Source organism: Pandoraea captiosa (genome assembly GCF_902459775.1).
Lineage (GTDB): Bacteria > Pseudomonadota > Gammaproteobacteria > Burkholderiales > Burkholderiaceae > Pandoraea > Pandoraea captiosa.
Map to the genome: position 1 here is coordinate 158812 of NZ_CABPSQ010000002.1, position 14851 is coordinate 173662.

A 14851-nucleotide genomic window follows, 5' to 3' on the forward strand; every position below is an offset into this window, starting at 1 on the left:
CGGCCCTCGCCACGGTGCCGTCATCGCCCACACCGGCCGCGAGGGTCCCAGTGGAATTGACGTCGTTCGCGTGGAGTTGCAGGTCGCCGCCAGCGCCCAACGCGCCTTCGTTGATCAATGCACCCGTCGAGCGAATGCTGGCATTTTCCTTGGCGTAAATCGTTCCCCCATTCGCGACACCGTCGGTAGTGATCGAAACCTTGCCCGCCGCGTTCACCTTGCCGGTCTGCACGAGCCTGCCCGCGCTCGTGAGCGTGAGATCACCGGATTGCGACGCTATCGTTCCGGCATTGGTGACACCCACGCCCTTCTCGGTCCCAACCAGCGCGATGTGATTCGCGTACATGCCGCCCAGCGCACTGACATCGATGGAAACCGTGGGAGGCGCGGATGAACTCGCGCTCGACGCGGCGGCGAGCGTATCGTGATGGACACGATTCGCACCTGTGATGACGTTCAACGACCCTGCATAAATATCGGCGTTCGCCTGCACGGCCCGAGCAATCAGGTCCACCTGATCGACGTGCTTCCCGTTGAGTCCTGCGCCTTGCACGGCGATGCTGCCATCCGTGACCTGAAATCCGCGCAGCGCCCCATGTTCGTCGAGCAGTGGCGTGCCGGTCGTGAGGACCGCGCGCGTCGTGTTGATGAAGCCACCGCCATCGACGACGATGCCGGCACTGTTCGCCACGACGACTTCGGCACGGTTTCCCGCGACTTCCAGATAGCCTCTCAATTGGCTCGGCGATGCACTGTTGACCTGATTCAGGATGATCCGGGCCGATTGGCCGGGACCAAGGTTCGGATTGCCGTTGATCATTCCGGCCTGCTGCGTCTGCGTCATGACCGATGAGTTGTTCAGCACCGCACCGGCACGCGGCACGTCGAACTGCGAGTACGTGTTTTGCGAGACCCCCGCGCCGCTCGGCGCGTTGATGTCGACCTGTTGAATGCCGTTCGCACTCTGGACGACTGACGGCGCGTGGCTCCCTGCGCCGGTAATCTGCGCCCGGACGGCGGCAGGGATCGTGCCTAATGTGACGAGCGCCGCGAACGTTAAGGCGCGTATGGGGAAGCGGCAGAGTCGTCGGTCGGCATTATCGGCAGTCTTATGGTCGGTGCCATGGGTGGCGTTACGGTCGGTTGTGCACCGTTCGCCAGCCTTTCCGGTCGCGGACACGGTCTCCGCCACCGCGACCAGCATGCCGCGCAACCGGTTGTACACCAAGCGGAAGATGTGCTTGTTCATTGTCTTGATCGGCCTGATGAAAGTTGCCGTAGCGCAGGGAACGCCAGGCGAATTGGGAAGCACGGTGTCGAGCGCCGCATCGTTCTGGAACGACGCACGCCGTTCCGAGCAGTCAGATTTGCGCGGTCAACTGAAACCCGACCGTCCACTTCGCCGTTTGGAAACCGGCGGGCTTGTACACGGGCGTGCCGGCGAAGACGTCGTAGCCGTAGCTTCCCGCCCGGGTGGCGACATTTCCCCTGACGCCGACGAATGTGCCAACAAGTCGAGTTCCGTTGAGCACGACGGGTTGCGGTCCCCACACCTGCCCGTAGTCGATGCCGGTATAGAGCGCGTGTCCTGTAAGCCCTATGGGCAGTTGGATTTCGTTGCGCCAGTAGAGACCGCGTGCGGCTGCCAGCATTGTTTCGCCATCGAAGCCTCGTACCGTGTAGCGACCGCCGATGGAAAGGGTGTCGATGTAATGCAGCGTGTTGCCGGTGTATTGGCCGTGGAGCGTGGTGACATACCGGATCGGTTGCCCTGCAGCGAGGAATGACGCCGAGAGCGTTGTATCGAGCAACGCCATGCGATAGCGATACGTCGGACCACCGTTGGCCGCGAGACGATCTTGCCGGGCACCGAAGGCGCCGATGCCTTGTCGGTAGGCAAGCAAACCGTCAAGTTGTGTCGTCCCCCAATATTGGCGATGCGTGAAACCGACCTCGATGGCGGCGTCATTGCGCCTCTGGTGAGCGATTTCGATGTCTTCGATGAAGCTCTGACCGAATCGTCGGGAAAGACGGATTTGCGCACCGGACACGTGGCGCTGTCCGCGTGAAAGCACGCGACTGATGCTGACGTCGGCCGTCTGCGAGTTCCCGCTGGCGACAAACGTCTGATTCACCCCCGCGATTTGCTGGTAGTAACGGTTTGCATAGGCGGCGAGTGTTGCGCGCCAATATCCCCAGGGAATGGTGTAACTGCCATTCCATCCATGGGAGCGGAATGCCTTGTCTCGTACCGACAAGTCGTGCGTCATACCTACGTTGAATACGTCGTTCAGGCCCAGGGGGTTGTAGACGCCGAGGGATACGCTGCCCTGGAGCTTGCCGGTCGCACGCGTGCCTGTGTTATCCACCGAGGCGACAAGCGTCCAGGGCTTCGTGCGAGCAACGTCGAGTACGACGTCGCTGCTTCCCGGGCCCTGTGCCGGAACGATCTGCATCGAGACAGTCTGATTCGAGACACGCTTCATCTGCTCGAGACCCTGCTCGAGGTCTCGCAGGTCCAGCAGATCGCCACCCCGGGCCGGAAACGCGCTCTTCCAGGTGCCGTACAACCCCGGATCGGCGAAACGTATCTGGTCGATGACTCCTGGAATCAATGCGATGCGCAGCGTGCCGCCCGACAGGTCCTGTTCGGGTAACAAGACGCGCGTCGTGACATAGCCGCGACTCAGGATGACGCGTTGCATCCCTTTGACAATCGCGTCCACACCCTGCTTCCCCATGCAGCGCCCGACGTAATGGTCCGTCCACTGTTGGGCGAAAGCGAAACGGTCGTGCGGAAGCAGGGAAGCGCCCTGAGTTCGCGCGCTGTCCGGCAACGCTTCCGGCGTATCGAGTTCAATGGCGTCGATGCGAAAGCACGGCGTTTCGTGCGGAAGTGTCGGCCATTCCGGGAGCGATTCACGTACCGATCGCACCGTTGGCGCATGGATCATCGACTCGCGTTGTCTGGCGTCTTGCTGCTGCTGTCGCTGCTGGTCCTGTTCGGCGCGTAGCCTGGCGGCAGCTTCTGCCTGAGATGGAGGTGCTTGAGTGTTTGCCTGCTGCGCCTGTGTCCCCGAGGCGAGCAGCATGTAGGCCGTGAACAAGGCCTGCGTTTTGGTGATGGGCATTACGGATTGAACGAAGAATTGTCGACCGGACGCCAATGAAGGCAGTCGAAAAATCTACGTCGATCGCTCAATGCATGCTTTGCGCTAATACCCCAACACTTCGGACTACCGACGCACCCATAAAAAAAACCGCCCTGAAAGGGCGGCAACACGCTGAAAACAAAACGGGGGGAGGGGGGGACGACTTTTCAGCGCGTGGGTGTTTCGGGCGGTGAGACGTGTCGCGCGTTGCTACGCGGGTTCGAGCTCGCGGTTTTCCGACTCGCGCATTGCGCGAATGGCTTCCGCCGAGATCATCGCGTCCGCATTGAGCGGTGGGACGTCACCGAACAGCGGACGGTAGACGAAGTCGCCGACGTCGATCGTCTCGTTCGTCAATGCGCACACGCCCGGGTGATGCGCCTTTCGGATGCGCCAGATCTGCGCGCCGTAGTTGCCCCCGGTGGGGTCGTTCCACGACACAGTGATCGTCAGTTCGCTGGAAATCTCCAGCACACGCACGATCGGCGCGCGGCGCGTGTACGGAATCACCGGGTGGCATACCACCGGCTCGGCGTCGAGCATGGCGACGGTGTGCTGCCACACGCCCTGATCGCGTGCCGCGCGCGACGAGCGCGAAGCGCGGGAGGTGGTGGACGTCGGGGAAGTCGCGGACGAGGCGGCTCCGGAGGTGCGGCTGCTGCCGCTTCGGTTCGGGCAATTGGTTCGGTCGCTTCGCATGATCAGGCCAGCCGGATGCGCGGCCCGCGAAGGCCGCCGAGTTTTTCCGCGCCCAACAACACCGTCGCACGAGCGTACCCGTGCAGCGCATGCTGATGACGTCGGTACAACATGGCGTGGCTCCACTGCGCAAAGCGTCCGCGCACGATGCCACCTTTGAAAAAGCCGAATCGCCCGAGCGCACCGAACGCGTTGTAGCCGGACAGCGACAACGACGCGCCGGGATCGCGATACGCGAACGGCGGAATTGCGCGGCCCTCAAGCCACGCGCCGAGGTGACGGCCCAAATGCGCCGCCTGCTGTGTTGCCACCTGAGCCGTCGGCGGCAACGCACTGCTACCTTGCTCTGGTGTGAGCGACGCACAATCGCCAAGCGCGAAGATGCGTTCGTCCTGCGCCGTCTGCAACGTGGCGCGCACGACAAGCTGATTGGCGTCGTTCGTCGTCAGCCCGCCAATGCCACGCAGACAGTCCGGCGCCTTCACGCCTGCCGCCCACACCAGCAGATCGCCCGGAATGAGCTGACCGTCGTCACGATAGAAGCCGTCGCGATCCGCACACACCACACGCGTCTCCGTCAGCACGCGAAAGCCCAGCCGTTCGAGCTGATCCTGCGTCGAGGCGGAGACGTCCGGGGGAAATGCGCCCAGCAATCGCGGCCCGCGCTCGACGAGCGTGAGCTTCAACCGCTCGCAGATCTGCGGATCCCCGTAACCGGCCGCCAGCGCGAACGTGCGGCTCAGCTCGGCCGCAAGCGCCACACCCGTCGTGCCGCCACCGGCGATGACGATGCGCAGGGCGTCGTCGTTGACGGCGCTGCGCAGCGATTCGCACTGCAACGCCGCGTGGAACGCCTGTGCCTGCGGCTGACTATCGATGAAATGGCAGACGTCGCGAACGCCGGGTACACACGCGTCGTCGGCCTGCGAACCGAGGGCGAGGACCAGCGCGTCGTACGGCACGCGACGCTCGCCCAGCAGACGCTTGCCGTCATGGCCTTCCATTTCCTCCAGCACGATCTCCCGACGCACACGGTCCAGCCCGCTCATGCGTCCTGCCTGATACGTGAAGCCATGGCTGCACGCATGCGCGAGATACGCGATCTGGGTGTGCGCAACGTCGCGCGTGCCTGCCGCCACGGTGTGCAGCATCGGCTTCCAGAGATGCGTGGGATGACAGTCGACGAGTGTCACGCGCGCAGCGCCAGCACGACCGAGCGTTCTGCCCAGACGAGTGGCCAGCATCAGGCCGGCGATACCGCCACCGACAATCACGATTCGGTTTGCGCGAGACATTCGGGGGGAAATGTCAAATTCAACAAGTGATGAATAAGCGCATAATAGCGAGCGTATACCCGGCATGTCAAATAGGAAGTGTCTGGGCAGGCAGGGCCGCCCAGGTCGGGTAGACTTGGCGCGTTGCCCTGTCTTCATGCGGCAAACTCTCGCAAATTCGACTAACCCATCACTCAATGACTCCGACAAAAGCCATCTCGCAACCCGAACCGCCCCGCAAACGCACGCGCGGGCGACCTACGTGCGACTGCACGCATGGTGCCGACGCGTTGTTGCTCAACGCCCGCCGCATCTTCGCGCAGCGCGGGTTCTATGCGAGTAGCGTGAGGCAGATCGCGGAAGCATCCGGCGTGGATGCCGCATTGATCTCGCATCATTTCGGGTCGAAAGAAGCACTGTGGGTCGCGGTCGTGGATCAGATTGCGGGATTGACGCGTTCGATGGTCGAACAGACGATTGCGCTGCGCGATGCGCCGCTCGAACCGTTCGAGCGTATCGAACAGGCGGTGCGCGTGTTCGTTGAAGCCGTGTTCGAGAATCCCGACGTCGGCATGTTCTTCTCGACCGCCGCGACCGAAGAAGGCGAGCGGCTCGACATCATCACGCAACGGCTCGTGCGCCCGTATCGCGATGCCATGGTGCCGCTCGTGGCGGACTGGCTGGCAGCGCAGCAGCGTCCCGTGTCGGATGCGGACGTCATGTTCTTCATGCTCACGTCGGCCATCAGCAAGACGGTGTCGTACCGCCACATGATGGGGCCGTTCCTGCCTCCCGAAGGCATGGCCGATCTCAAGCGCACGGTGCTCGACTGTGCGATGGCGCTGATCCGGCAATGACGCCGCGCGGGGCCCTGGACTGAGAACGTCCGCAAGCGTCGTATAAGATAGCGGCACCCGGGCCGACTCCCGGCCCGTCTTCCTTTCCTACGGTGCCCCCCTATGTCGAACGAAATCAAACGTCTGCACACCAACGCCCGCATGAGCCAGATCGTGATCGCCAACGGCGTGGTCTATCTGGCCGGTCAGGTCCCGGAGACGGCCAACGTGTCGGTGACCGAGCAGACCACCAATATTCTCCAGCGCATCGATTCGCTGCTCGCTGAAGCGGGCGTGAGCAAGTTGCGTCTGCTGACCGCCAACATCTGGCTCTCGGACGCCAAGCACTTCGCCGAATTCAACGCCGTGTGGGACGCCTGGGTGCCCGAAGGCCACGCCCCGACGCGCGCCTGCGTGCAATCGCCGCTCATGCGCGCCGGTCTCGATGTCGAAATCGCCGTGACCGCACTGGCGTAATTTCGCTGCGGACTTTGGCCTGCATGGGCTGCATGGGCTCACCGCCGCGTGACCTCGCGTGAGTGGGCCCGGCCGCTGCCGCTTCGCCCCTCTTTCCTCCCTATTCCCTTCGGATCGTCTGACGCGCCCGTCAGGCGCACGCACATGACGTTTGACGCCCTGGTGCTAGGTGCCGGTATCGTAGGTGTTTCCGTCGCGGTGCATTTGCAGCGACGCGGGATGTCGGTCGCCCTCGTCGACCGCAAATCGCCCGGCAACGAAACTTCGTTCGGCAACGCCGGGCTGATTCAGCGCGAAGGCGTGTATCCCTACGCATTTCCGCGCGATCTCGCCACGATCCTTCGCTTCGCGCGCAACCGGTCGACCGATGTTCGCTATCACCCGTTGGCCATGGGGACGATCGCGCCGTTCCTCGCACGCTACTGGTATCACTCGGCACCGGCGCGTCACGCGGCGATTGCGCGCGACTACAGCACGCTGATTGCGCATTGCGTGACGGAGCATCGTGCGTTGATCGAGGCGTCCGGCGCGCAGGATCTGTTGCGTGAAGGCGGTTGGGTCAAAGTGTTTCGCACGACGGCCGCCATGGACGCCGCACTGCGCGATGCCGAACGCTGGCGCACGGAATACGACGTGCCGTTCGAGCGGCTGGACACATCACGTCTGCGCCTCGAAGAGCCGTCGCTCACGCACGCGCTGGTCGGCGGGCTGCGATATACCGCGTCCGACTCCGTCAGCGATCCCGGCGCCCTCGTGGGTGCGTACGCGCGGTACTTCGAATCGTTGGGCGGACGGGTGTACACCGGGGATGCCACGACGTTGCGGCCGCACTGGTCGGTGCAGACGGAGGCGGGCCTTATTGAAGGCCGACGCGCCGTGGTGGCGCTCGGGCCGTGGGCCGAGACGGTGACGCGCGCATTGGGATACCGGTTCCCGTTGGCGGTCAAACGCGGCTATCACATGCACTACCGCGCGCAGCCGGGGGCGGCGCTCAACCAGCCGGTGCTCGACGCGGAACATGGGTTCCTCATCACGCCGATGACGCGTGGAATCCGTCTGACGACCGGCGTCGAACTGGGATTGCGAGACACGCCGCCGACACCGACGCAATTGGCTGCCGTCGAACCGCTGGCGCGCGAGACGTTTCCATTGGGCGAGCGCGTCGATCCGGTGCCATGGCTTGGACGCCGCCCGTGCACGCCCGACATGAAGCCGATCATCGGTCCGGCGCCGCACCATCGCGATCTGTGGTTCGCGTTCGGTCACGCGCATCACGGGCTGACGCTCGGTCCGGTAACGGGACGTCTCGTCGCCGAGTTGATGACCGGTGAGTCACCGATCGTCGATCCGTCGCCGTTTCGCGCCGAGCGCTTCTGAACGCCTACACCCGCTTGCGGGCGCCCTTCACCACGGCGTCCTGCATGACACGGTAGCGAGAAAGGCGACGATCAGAGCGACGCCCGCAATGCGACATCTACTGCGGCATCTCTTCCTCGGAGTCGACGCTTGGCGCACGTATAGCGTCATCACCGGCGTCGCTCAGATCGCCGCCGATCACACTGAGCTCGAACAGCGGCTTGCTCGCCTGAGAACGCACTTCGGGATCTTCCGGGAATGTCTTGAGCAACGGCAGGATGACCGACCCGCCGATCACATTGCGACGGCTGTTATCGGCCGGCGACAGTCCCCAGAGGTTCTGATACGTCATCGGCACGCTCGCCCCCTTGTGGTCGGCATTGCCGAGATACAGCATGATGTGCCCGTTGATGTGAATCAGCGTCATGAGGGGGCGACCGCGCTCGGCGAGCGTGCGCAGGCGCGTGTCGATGTCGGCGTTGCGCAGGTCGATGCGCTTTCCTGCGCGCAACTGATCGGACGAGTGCCGTGGCAGCCACACCCCGAAGGGCGCGAAAAGACTGCGCGTCTCGGCGGAGCAATCGTTGTAGAAGAGCGTATTGCCCCACCCGTACGGACGTCCGATCTGCTGCTTCATCACTTGCGCCACGTGGCGCGGCGTGAGGGCCCACGGCATCGGCACGAGACTCGATGCGTCGAGTGCCGCCATCCGGATCTGCGCCTGACGCTGCGTATCCGCCACCGGGAACATGGCCATCTGACGACCATCGCGCGAACGCGTGATCGGCAATACCGTGCCGATCGGCGCGAACGTTCGGTAGAGCGGTGTCGAGGTGCCCTGCGCGATGTCGCTCAATGGCGCGTTTGCCCGCACGATGGCGCCGAGAGCCCGGTCTGCTGCCGTGCGCCAGATGGCGACGAAACGCTCGTCGACCGTAGCCACCGTGCGGGCGTCGATCCAGCCGATCAGATCCGGCGAGTAGACGAGCAGCCACGCGCCGTCGCCGCTACGCGCCAGCGTGTAGACCGGGGTGCCGGGACGCAGCGCGGAGTCTTGCAAGGCATCGAAGGGATACCCCTCGCCCGCTTCACGGAAATCGTAGAACGCCGGATCGTTCGTCGGCAGCAGTCGCACAAGGGCGTTGTCGACGGTAATGCCGCGACGGCGCGGATCATAGGCCCAACTGGCATGGTCCGCGTCGAGCTGCGCGAGCGCCATGTTCGTTTCGATGGCGCGGTTCCACGCGGTGGTGTGCGGCTGAAAGTTCTCACCGTAGGTCTTGCGCACGCCGGGACGACCATTGTCGAAGCGTCGGGCGCGACGGGCCTGCGCGTCTGCGATCTGTGCGGCGCCCGCGGCGGTCAGGAGCGACGTCGAGAGCCATGTCTCGTTCCACGGGGACGCGTCGCGTGGCCCGGTGCCGAAGTAGCGAGCGCGAAACGCTTCGAACCGCTTTGCCTGTTCCCGGGCCGGGAGCAGCGGCCGATCGTAGTCGGGGGCATCGGGCCGGATCCAGCGATCGACGTCCTGATCGTAGTGCTCGATGGGGAAGCGGCCAACGTTGTAGCGCGTGGCGGGCGCTGCGACCGATGCGACCGATGCGGACGGCGAGGTGGGAGGTTGGTCCGGCGCGCTGGCGCACGCGCCGAGCGACAGGAGCAACGGGAGTGAAAGGAGTGAAAGGAGTGAACGGAGCGGCAGGGGCCATGAGAGAGGCGACCTGCCGCGCGCCGCGAGAATTGCGCCCATGTCGTGCAAAGGAGAGCCTGGATTTCGCCATGCTACTCCATCGACACGGGCACCGGATGGAGCGCCGTGTTGACGCTCCTTCGTGCGTTACCAGCGCGCCGTGACGCTACCGAGCACCGTGCGGCCCGTGCCGTAATAGCACTGCACGGTGGTGTTGCATCCGGCGACGTAGGTCCGATCGAACAGGTTGCTCGCATTGAGTTGCACGCGCCAGCGCCAGCCGATGTCGGCGTGCAGCGAAGCGTCCACGAGCGTCACGCTGGCCACGGAAAACGAGTTCACCGAGTCGCCCGCCGTCTGCCCGATGTAGCGGATGCCCGCGCCCGCGCCGAGCTTGGCGTCACCCACGCTGCCGAAGTTGTAATCGGCCCAGAGCGAGGCCATGTTGCGCGGCACTCCATAAGGGCGTTTTCCCAGATCGGTGTTGTTGCTGCGCGTCACTTCCACGTCCTGATACGTGTAGCTCGCGACCATGTTGAGCCTGGAGGTCAGGCTCATGCGGGCTTCGAGTTCCACGCCGCGCGAACGCACTTCGCCCGTCTGGATCGTGTTGCGCGTGTTGGCCGGATCGGCGGTGGAGACATTCTGCTGCGTCAGGTTGAAGAGCGACGCCGTGAAGATCGCGTTGGTGTTCAGCGGTTGATACTTCAGACCGATTTCGTACTGCTCGCCGGTCGTCGGCTGCAAGGGGGCGCCTGCCAGGTTCGTCGAGAGCGTAGGCAGGAACGACGTCGAATAGCTGAAGTACGGCGACAGGCCAATCGCCGATTCGTACAGCAGACCAGCACGCCACGTGAACTTGTTCGGCGTTTGCTCCACCGACGTTTTCGCGATGTTGTTGTCCGTCGTGGACCACGTGAAATCCTCGCGGCCACCCAGCGTGAGATACCAGCGGTCCCAACGCATCTGGTCCTGCAAGTACAGACCGAGCTGCGTTTGCGTCTGATCGGTGCTTGTCGTGGGATTGGCGGGCAACACGCCCTTCACGCCATAGACCGGCGCATAAAGGTCGAGCGACGGGGCTGTGCCCGTCCATACGCGGTTCAGGAAGCGCTGCGTCTGGAAGTCCACGCCGCCGACCACTTTGTGCGCGACGGGGCCGGTCTTCGCGTCGTACTGCACGTTATTGTCGAGCTGCCAGCCGTTGAGGATCGGTGCGGCCTGATAGGCCGTGCGCTGGTAGGTGCGCTGATCGGCGAGCAATGCGGTGCCGTAGATGGACTTGTAATCGAGGTCCATGTGGGTGAAGCGCGCCGTGGAGCGGATTTGCACGGCGTCGTTCACGCGATGCTCGAAGCGATAGCCGGTCGCCACCTGCGTTTTGCGATAGCGGTCGAACGACGGCTCGCCCGTGAGCAGGTCGCGGTCGATGCGACCCCAGCGCGAGGGATTGACCATGCCGAGTGCGGGGCCGTAGCTGACCGACGATCCCATGTTGTCCTGCGTGTAGTTCACGAACCATGTGAAGCTCGTTCGCGCGTTCGGCCGCCAGGTGATGGATGGCTGGATCATGAGACGGTCGTCGCTCACGTTGTCGGTCTGGGCGTTCGACATGCGGCCGAGGCCCGTGATGCGGTAGAGCAGCGTGCCGTCTTCGTTGGCCGGGCCGGTCATGTCCACGCGCAGCTGCCGACGGTCGAACGTGCCGTAGTCGATGCCGATCTCGCGATAGGCCTCCGCGCTGGGCGCTTTGCTCACGAGATTGACGAGGCCCCCGAGGTTGCCCGCGCCGTAAAGGATGGAACTCGGACCGCGCAGGACTTCCACGCGTTCAAGCGTGTACGGATCCACACGAACGGCGGCGTAGCTGCCGGGACGGTTGGCGATCTGCGGCACGCGCAGGCCGTCCCAGTAGACGTCGGCGTTGAAGCCGCGAATGTAGAACCAGTCGGCGCGAGTGTCGCTGCCGTAGGGATCGGCATTCACGCCGGCGGCGTACTTGAGTGCGTCGGTGACCGTCTGCACGGCCTGATCGTTCATCTGGTCGCGGGGAATCACGCTGATCGACTGGGACGTCTGCATGATCGAGGTGTCCGACTTCGTTGCCGTGTCGCTGCGGGTGGCTACATAGCCGACGACCGGGCCACGCGCGACGTCGCGCTCGGCCTGTGCGGTCACGTTCGTCTGCGCCAGCGCGACGGCGGGGCCCGCATCGGCGCCGGTCGTGGCGTTCGGACTGGGCGCGACGATGTAGCCGCCGTTCGGTTGGCCGGTGGCTTGCAGGCCGGTGCCCTCGATCAGAATCGCGAGCGCGAGCGACGGCGTATAGCTGCCCGAGACGCCCGCCGTGCGTTTGTCGGCGATCTGTGCTGCGTCGTAGGCAATCATCAGGCCGGTTTGCTGGGCGAAGGCGACGAGCCCCTGTTGCAGGGAGCCGGCGGGAATGTGCAGCGACTGAGCGGCGCGGGTGGCCGTGGCGGGTACGGTGGGCGCAGTGGACGGCGCCGGCGCAACCGATTGTGCGCGGGCGTTCGAGGCCGTGATTGCCGTGATGGTGGTGAGGGCGGTCACGGTGAACAACGTGCCTGCGGCAAGCGCAATGGCGCTCATGGCGCGGCGGGCGGCAACGGTCTCACCACGCACAGGCGTGGGGCTGACGTGAGAAGGCATGACGGCGGATTCCTTTCGTTGGAGCATCGAAACATCGAAACGGGGCTTTCCTGTCTATGCCCCGCGAGATTCGAAAACCCCTCATCCGACGTCAAAATATTTTGGGTGACGGTGTCCCGGCGCGCGTGCCGGGCTGAAGGCGGACGAACCAGCGGGTGTAGCGCTGCACCTCTACCGGCAACGCCCGCGAGAGCATGTCGAGCACGCGATCGGTATCGTCGACCGGATAGATGCCCGACACGCGTAACCCGGCGACTTCCGGCGCGCATCCGAGGTGGCCTCGCCGATACCGGCTCAGTTCGTCGAGGAAGTCGCCAAGCGGCATGGCATGCACGACGAGCATCCCCTGTGTCCATGCGGCGGCGGCGTTGGCGGCGCTCGCGTCGTCGAAGCGGTACCGCAGTGCGCCGCGATCGAAGGTCGCGCCCTGCCCCGCGCTCAGCACCACGGCGGCACTCGCGCGGTTGGCCGGCACCACGCGCACCGCGCCTTCGAGCACGGCAACGGCGGCGCTGTCGTCATGCTCGCGCACGACGAAGCGTGTGCCGAGCGCCTGGAGGCTGCCCTGCGCGGTATCGACGAAGAACGGCCGATGCCCATGATCGGCGTCGGCCCCGGTGGTGATCGCGATTTCGCCCCGCACGAGCCGCAAGCGGCGCTCATCCTGCGAGAAATGCACGTCCACAGCGGAGTCGGTGTTGAGCGCCAGGGTGGTGCCATCGGCGAGTTGCACGGTGCGGCGCTCGCCCACGCCGGTGCGCAGGTCCGCCCGCCAGGCGCGTACGCTGTTCGACTCACTGGCCGTCCAGACGGCGCCGGTCACGCCCGCCACGGCGATGACGCCGAGCATGCGGCGTCGGCTCGGGTTGACGCGGACACGCGCGAGCGTGTTGTGCGCCACGAGTGGCGGAATGGTCCGCAGGTGGGCGCCGAATTCGACGAGACGCTGCCACGCGAGCGCATGGCGTGCATCGGCATCGTGCCAACGTTGCCAGCGTTGCAAATCGGCCCGGACGTCGGCGCTGGCTTGTGCGTTCGCATCGTCGTCCTTACCGTCATGTGCCCCTGTGCGGGCATTGACATCGATGCCGGGATCGATGCCAAGGGCCTGTAGACGGACGAACCATTCGGTGGCGGCCAGCGTGATGGCCTCGGGCAGCGGCGTGGACGGCGCAATGCCGCTCGTGCGACTCATGGGGCTCACGGGGCTCGTGCGGCTCATGCAGGACCTCCGAAGCAACAGGCGTGCAGCGCCCTGACGATGTGACGCTGGACGGTGGCGATGGAGACACCGACGGTCACGGCGATCTCGCGTTGGGCCAGCCCGTCGAGTTGCGACAAGAGGAAGACGCGGCGCACGACAGGCGGCAGGCCATCGAGGCGGCGGTCGATGTCGATGAGTGTCTGGAGCAGGATCGCGCGGGTTTCCGGGTCGGGCGCGACGGCTTCGGGCTGCGCCGCCAGCACTTCCAAGTACGCCGCTTCGATCTTGCGATGGCGATGCAGATTGGCAACGAGCCCCTGCGCGACGACGGTGAGGAAAGCACGCGGTTCGCGCGGGCACACCGGGGTGTCCTTGCTGAGCAGGCGCACGAAGGTGTCGTGCGCGAGGTCGGCGGCGTCGCCGTGGTTGCCGAGCTTGCGTTGCAACCAGTTGCGCAGCCAGCCGTGATGATCGTGATAGAGCGCGGCGAGGCCGGACGCGTCGGCGCGTGCGTGGTCTTGGCGTCCCCCGTTGTCGTCACGCATCATGGTGTTGGCTTGGCTGCATCGGCACGCAACCGTCGCTGAGCTAGTCGCTGTTCAGGTTAATGATAATCATTCGCATCATATCATGACCTATCGCGCGGTGACGGATGGAAGACGGGACTGACGAAAACAGCGGGGATCGGGCAATCGGACAGTCGATCGGGGGGCCGAAGTGAAGGGTGCGCCGGAAAGCGCGGATCGTGTCGAGATCAGGCGTCGTTCAGCCAGTTTTCCATTTGCAGGCCGGGATAGGCGGCGAAATCACGTTCGTTGTTCGTGACCAGCGTGACGCCGAGCGAGATCGCGTGTGAGGCGATCAATTTGTCGAGCTGGTCCTTGCGGCGCTCACGTGTGGCCTCGCGTACCGGACCGTAGGCTGTGGCGGCGACGGCGTCGAACGGCAAAACCGGAATATCCTCAACTAATGCCGCAAGATGGTGACGCTCCCGGGCGGGGTTCGCACAGACGGAAACGCCGAACGAAAGCTCCGCAAACGTGATCGCCGACATCACGACATCGCCCACATGGCACTGCGCAAATCGTTTCGCCACCGCCTCGGGCTGATGCTTCATCAGGTAGATGCAGATGTTGGTGTCCAGCATGTAGCGTGCCATTACAGCGCCTCGCGATCGGACTGTTCCTGATCGCCGCGACCTTCGGCCATGACGTCGTCGCCGAATCGGGCGAACTTGTCGAGCACGCCGGTGAGCGGCCGGCGGCGCGGTCGAATGCGAATTTCGTCGCCTATGCGCTCGATCTCGAGCTCCAGGTCGGTATTCGCATAAGCCAGTTCGGCAGGAATGCGCACGGCTTGCGAATTGCCGTTGCGGAATGCGCGGGTGAAGTGCATGAGGGACTCCAGCAGGAAAGCGTCATGCGAATACTCTAGGCGTTGGTCGGATGAATGTAAATACATATGTGTGTACATTGCGTTGGGAGTGGCCGGGG

The 14851-nt window shown here is 64.6% G+C and carries 12 protein-coding genes and 1 pseudogene; 3 read left to right on the forward strand and 10 right to left on the reverse strand.

All coding sequences use genetic code 11. From position 1 onward, the window contains the following. Nucleotides 1-67: 67 nt before the first annotated feature. The 4 genes and pseudogenes from PCA31118_RS27595 to PCA31118_RS06000 all read right to left on the reverse strand — a co-directional run. A pseudogene (locus PCA31118_RS27595) lies at nt 68-1249 on the reverse strand (two-partner secretion domain-containing protein); the annotation flags it as partial. Nucleotides 1250-1361: 112 nt separating this feature from the next. Then, entirely contained in the window at nt 1362-3131 is a 1770-nt protein-coding gene (locus tag PCA31118_RS05990; RefSeq protein WP_150623999.1) for a ShlB/FhaC/HecB family hemolysin secretion/activation protein, read from the reverse strand. A gap of 231 nt (nt 3132-3362) precedes the next feature. Continuing rightward, nucleotides 3363-3851 carry a DUF3331 domain-containing protein gene (locus PCA31118_RS05995; RefSeq protein WP_084070258.1) on the reverse strand — a complete coding sequence of 163 codons (489 nt, stop codon included), beginning with the start codon at nt 3849-3851 and terminating at the stop codon, nt 3363-3365. A 2-nt stretch (nt 3852-3853) separates the two neighbouring features. Further along, nucleotides 3854-5146, reverse strand: coding sequence for an NAD(P)/FAD-dependent oxidoreductase (locus PCA31118_RS06000; protein ID WP_150624001.1), 1293 nt, complete (start codon nt 5144-5146; stop codon nt 3854-3856). 176 nt (nt 5147-5322) lie between these two features. Between PCA31118_RS06000 and PCA31118_RS06005 the strand changes: the two genes are divergently transcribed. From PCA31118_RS06005 to PCA31118_RS06015, 3 genes are all read left to right on the forward strand, one after another. Next, the gene (locus PCA31118_RS06005) at nt 5323-5982 is read left to right on the forward strand and encodes a TetR/AcrR family transcriptional regulator (RefSeq protein ID WP_150624003.1); all 660 of its coding nucleotides are present in this window, start codon (nt 5323-5325) and stop codon (nt 5980-5982) included. Nucleotides 5983-6084: 102 nt separating this feature from the next. Next, entirely contained in the window at nt 6085-6438 is a 354-nt protein-coding gene (locus PCA31118_RS06010; protein WP_044453215.1) for a RidA family protein, read from the forward strand. Nucleotides 6439-6582: 144 nt separating this feature from the next. Beyond that, nucleotides 6583-7815 (forward strand): NAD(P)/FAD-dependent oxidoreductase, encoded by a 1233-nt coding sequence (locus PCA31118_RS06015; protein WP_150624005.1) that lies wholly within the window; start codon nt 6583-6585, stop codon nt 7813-7815. 97 nt (nt 7816-7912) lie between these two features. Here PCA31118_RS06015 and PCA31118_RS06020 read toward each other — a convergent pair whose 3' ends face one another. From PCA31118_RS06020 to vapB, 6 genes are all read right to left on the reverse strand, one after another. After that, on the reverse strand, nt 7913-9457 hold the full coding sequence (locus tag PCA31118_RS06020) for an SH3 domain-containing C40 family peptidase (RefSeq protein ID WP_246190100.1): 1545 nt from the start codon (nt 9455-9457) through the stop codon (nt 7913-7915). 174 nt (nt 9458-9631) lie between these two features. Further along, the gene (locus PCA31118_RS06025; RefSeq protein WP_174990356.1) at nt 9632-12154 is read right to left on the reverse strand and encodes a TonB-dependent siderophore receptor; all 2523 of its coding nucleotides are present in this window, start codon (nt 12152-12154) and stop codon (nt 9632-9634) included. A gap of 91 nt (nt 12155-12245) precedes the next feature. After that, nucleotides 12246-13376, reverse strand: a complete 1131-nt coding sequence (locus PCA31118_RS06030; RefSeq protein WP_150624011.1) for a FecR domain-containing protein — start codon at nt 13374-13376, stop codon at nt 12246-12248. Further along, complete coding sequence (locus PCA31118_RS06035; RefSeq protein WP_246190101.1) at nt 13373-13906, reverse strand: sigma-70 family RNA polymerase sigma factor; 534 nt, start codon at nt 13904-13906, stop codon at nt 13373-13375. Before PCA31118_RS06035 ends, PCA31118_RS06030 begins: the two co-directional genes overlap by 4 nt. A gap of 206 nt (nt 13907-14112) precedes the next feature. Beyond that, nucleotides 14113-14517, reverse strand: coding sequence for a type II toxin-antitoxin system VapC family toxin (locus PCA31118_RS06040; RefSeq protein ID WP_044453217.1), 405 nt, complete (start codon nt 14515-14517; stop codon nt 14113-14115). Further along, nucleotides 14517-14753 (reverse strand): type II toxin-antitoxin system VapB family antitoxin, encoded by a 237-nt coding sequence (gene vapB, locus PCA31118_RS06045; RefSeq protein WP_150624013.1) that lies wholly within the window; start codon nt 14751-14753, stop codon nt 14517-14519. The genes PCA31118_RS06040 and vapB overlap by 1 nt, the downstream gene beginning before the upstream one ends. Nucleotides 14754-14851 lie beyond the last annotated feature (98 nt).

What these genes read in the sequence shown, in the direction of transcription:
- PCA31118_RS06030 (WP_150624011.1), bottom strand. Translation starts at nt 13,376, where the DNA reads ATGAGCCGCACGAGCCCCGTGAGCCCCATGAGTCGCACGAGCGGCATT.
- PCA31118_RS06000 (WP_150624001.1), bottom strand. Translation starts at nt 5,146, where the DNA reads ATGTCTCGCGCAAACCGAATCGTGATTGTCGGTGGCGGTATCGCCGGC.
- vapB (WP_150624013.1), bottom strand. Translation starts at nt 14,753, where the DNA reads ATGCACTTCACCCGCGCATTCCGCAACGGCAATTCGCAAGCCGTGCGC.
- PCA31118_RS06040 (WP_044453217.1), bottom strand. Translation starts at nt 14,517, where the DNA reads ATGGCACGCTACATGCTGGACACCAACATCTGCATCTACCTGATGAAG.
- PCA31118_RS06035 (WP_246190101.1), bottom strand. Translation starts at nt 13,906, where the DNA reads ATGATGCGTGACGACAACGGGGGACGCCAAGACCACGCACGCGCCGAC.
- PCA31118_RS06015 (WP_150624005.1), top strand. Translation starts at nt 6,583, where the DNA reads ATGACGTTTGACGCCCTGGTGCTAGGTGCCGGTATCGTAGGTGTTTCC.
- PCA31118_RS05990 (WP_150623999.1), bottom strand. Translation starts at nt 3,131, where the DNA reads ATGCCCATCACCAAAACGCAGGCCTTGTTCACGGCCTACATGCTGCTC.
- PCA31118_RS06010 (WP_044453215.1), top strand. Translation starts at nt 6,085, where the DNA reads ATGTCGAACGAAATCAAACGTCTGCACACCAACGCCCGCATGAGCCAG.
- PCA31118_RS05995 (WP_084070258.1), bottom strand. Translation starts at nt 3,851, where the DNA reads ATGCGAAGCGACCGAACCAATTGCCCGAACCGAAGCGGCAGCAGCCGC.
- PCA31118_RS06005 (WP_150624003.1), top strand. Translation starts at nt 5,323, where the DNA reads ATGACTCCGACAAAAGCCATCTCGCAACCCGAACCGCCCCGCAAACGC.
- PCA31118_RS06025 (WP_174990356.1), bottom strand. Translation starts at nt 12,154, where the DNA reads ATGCCTTCTCACGTCAGCCCCACGCCTGTGCGTGGTGAGACCGTTGCC.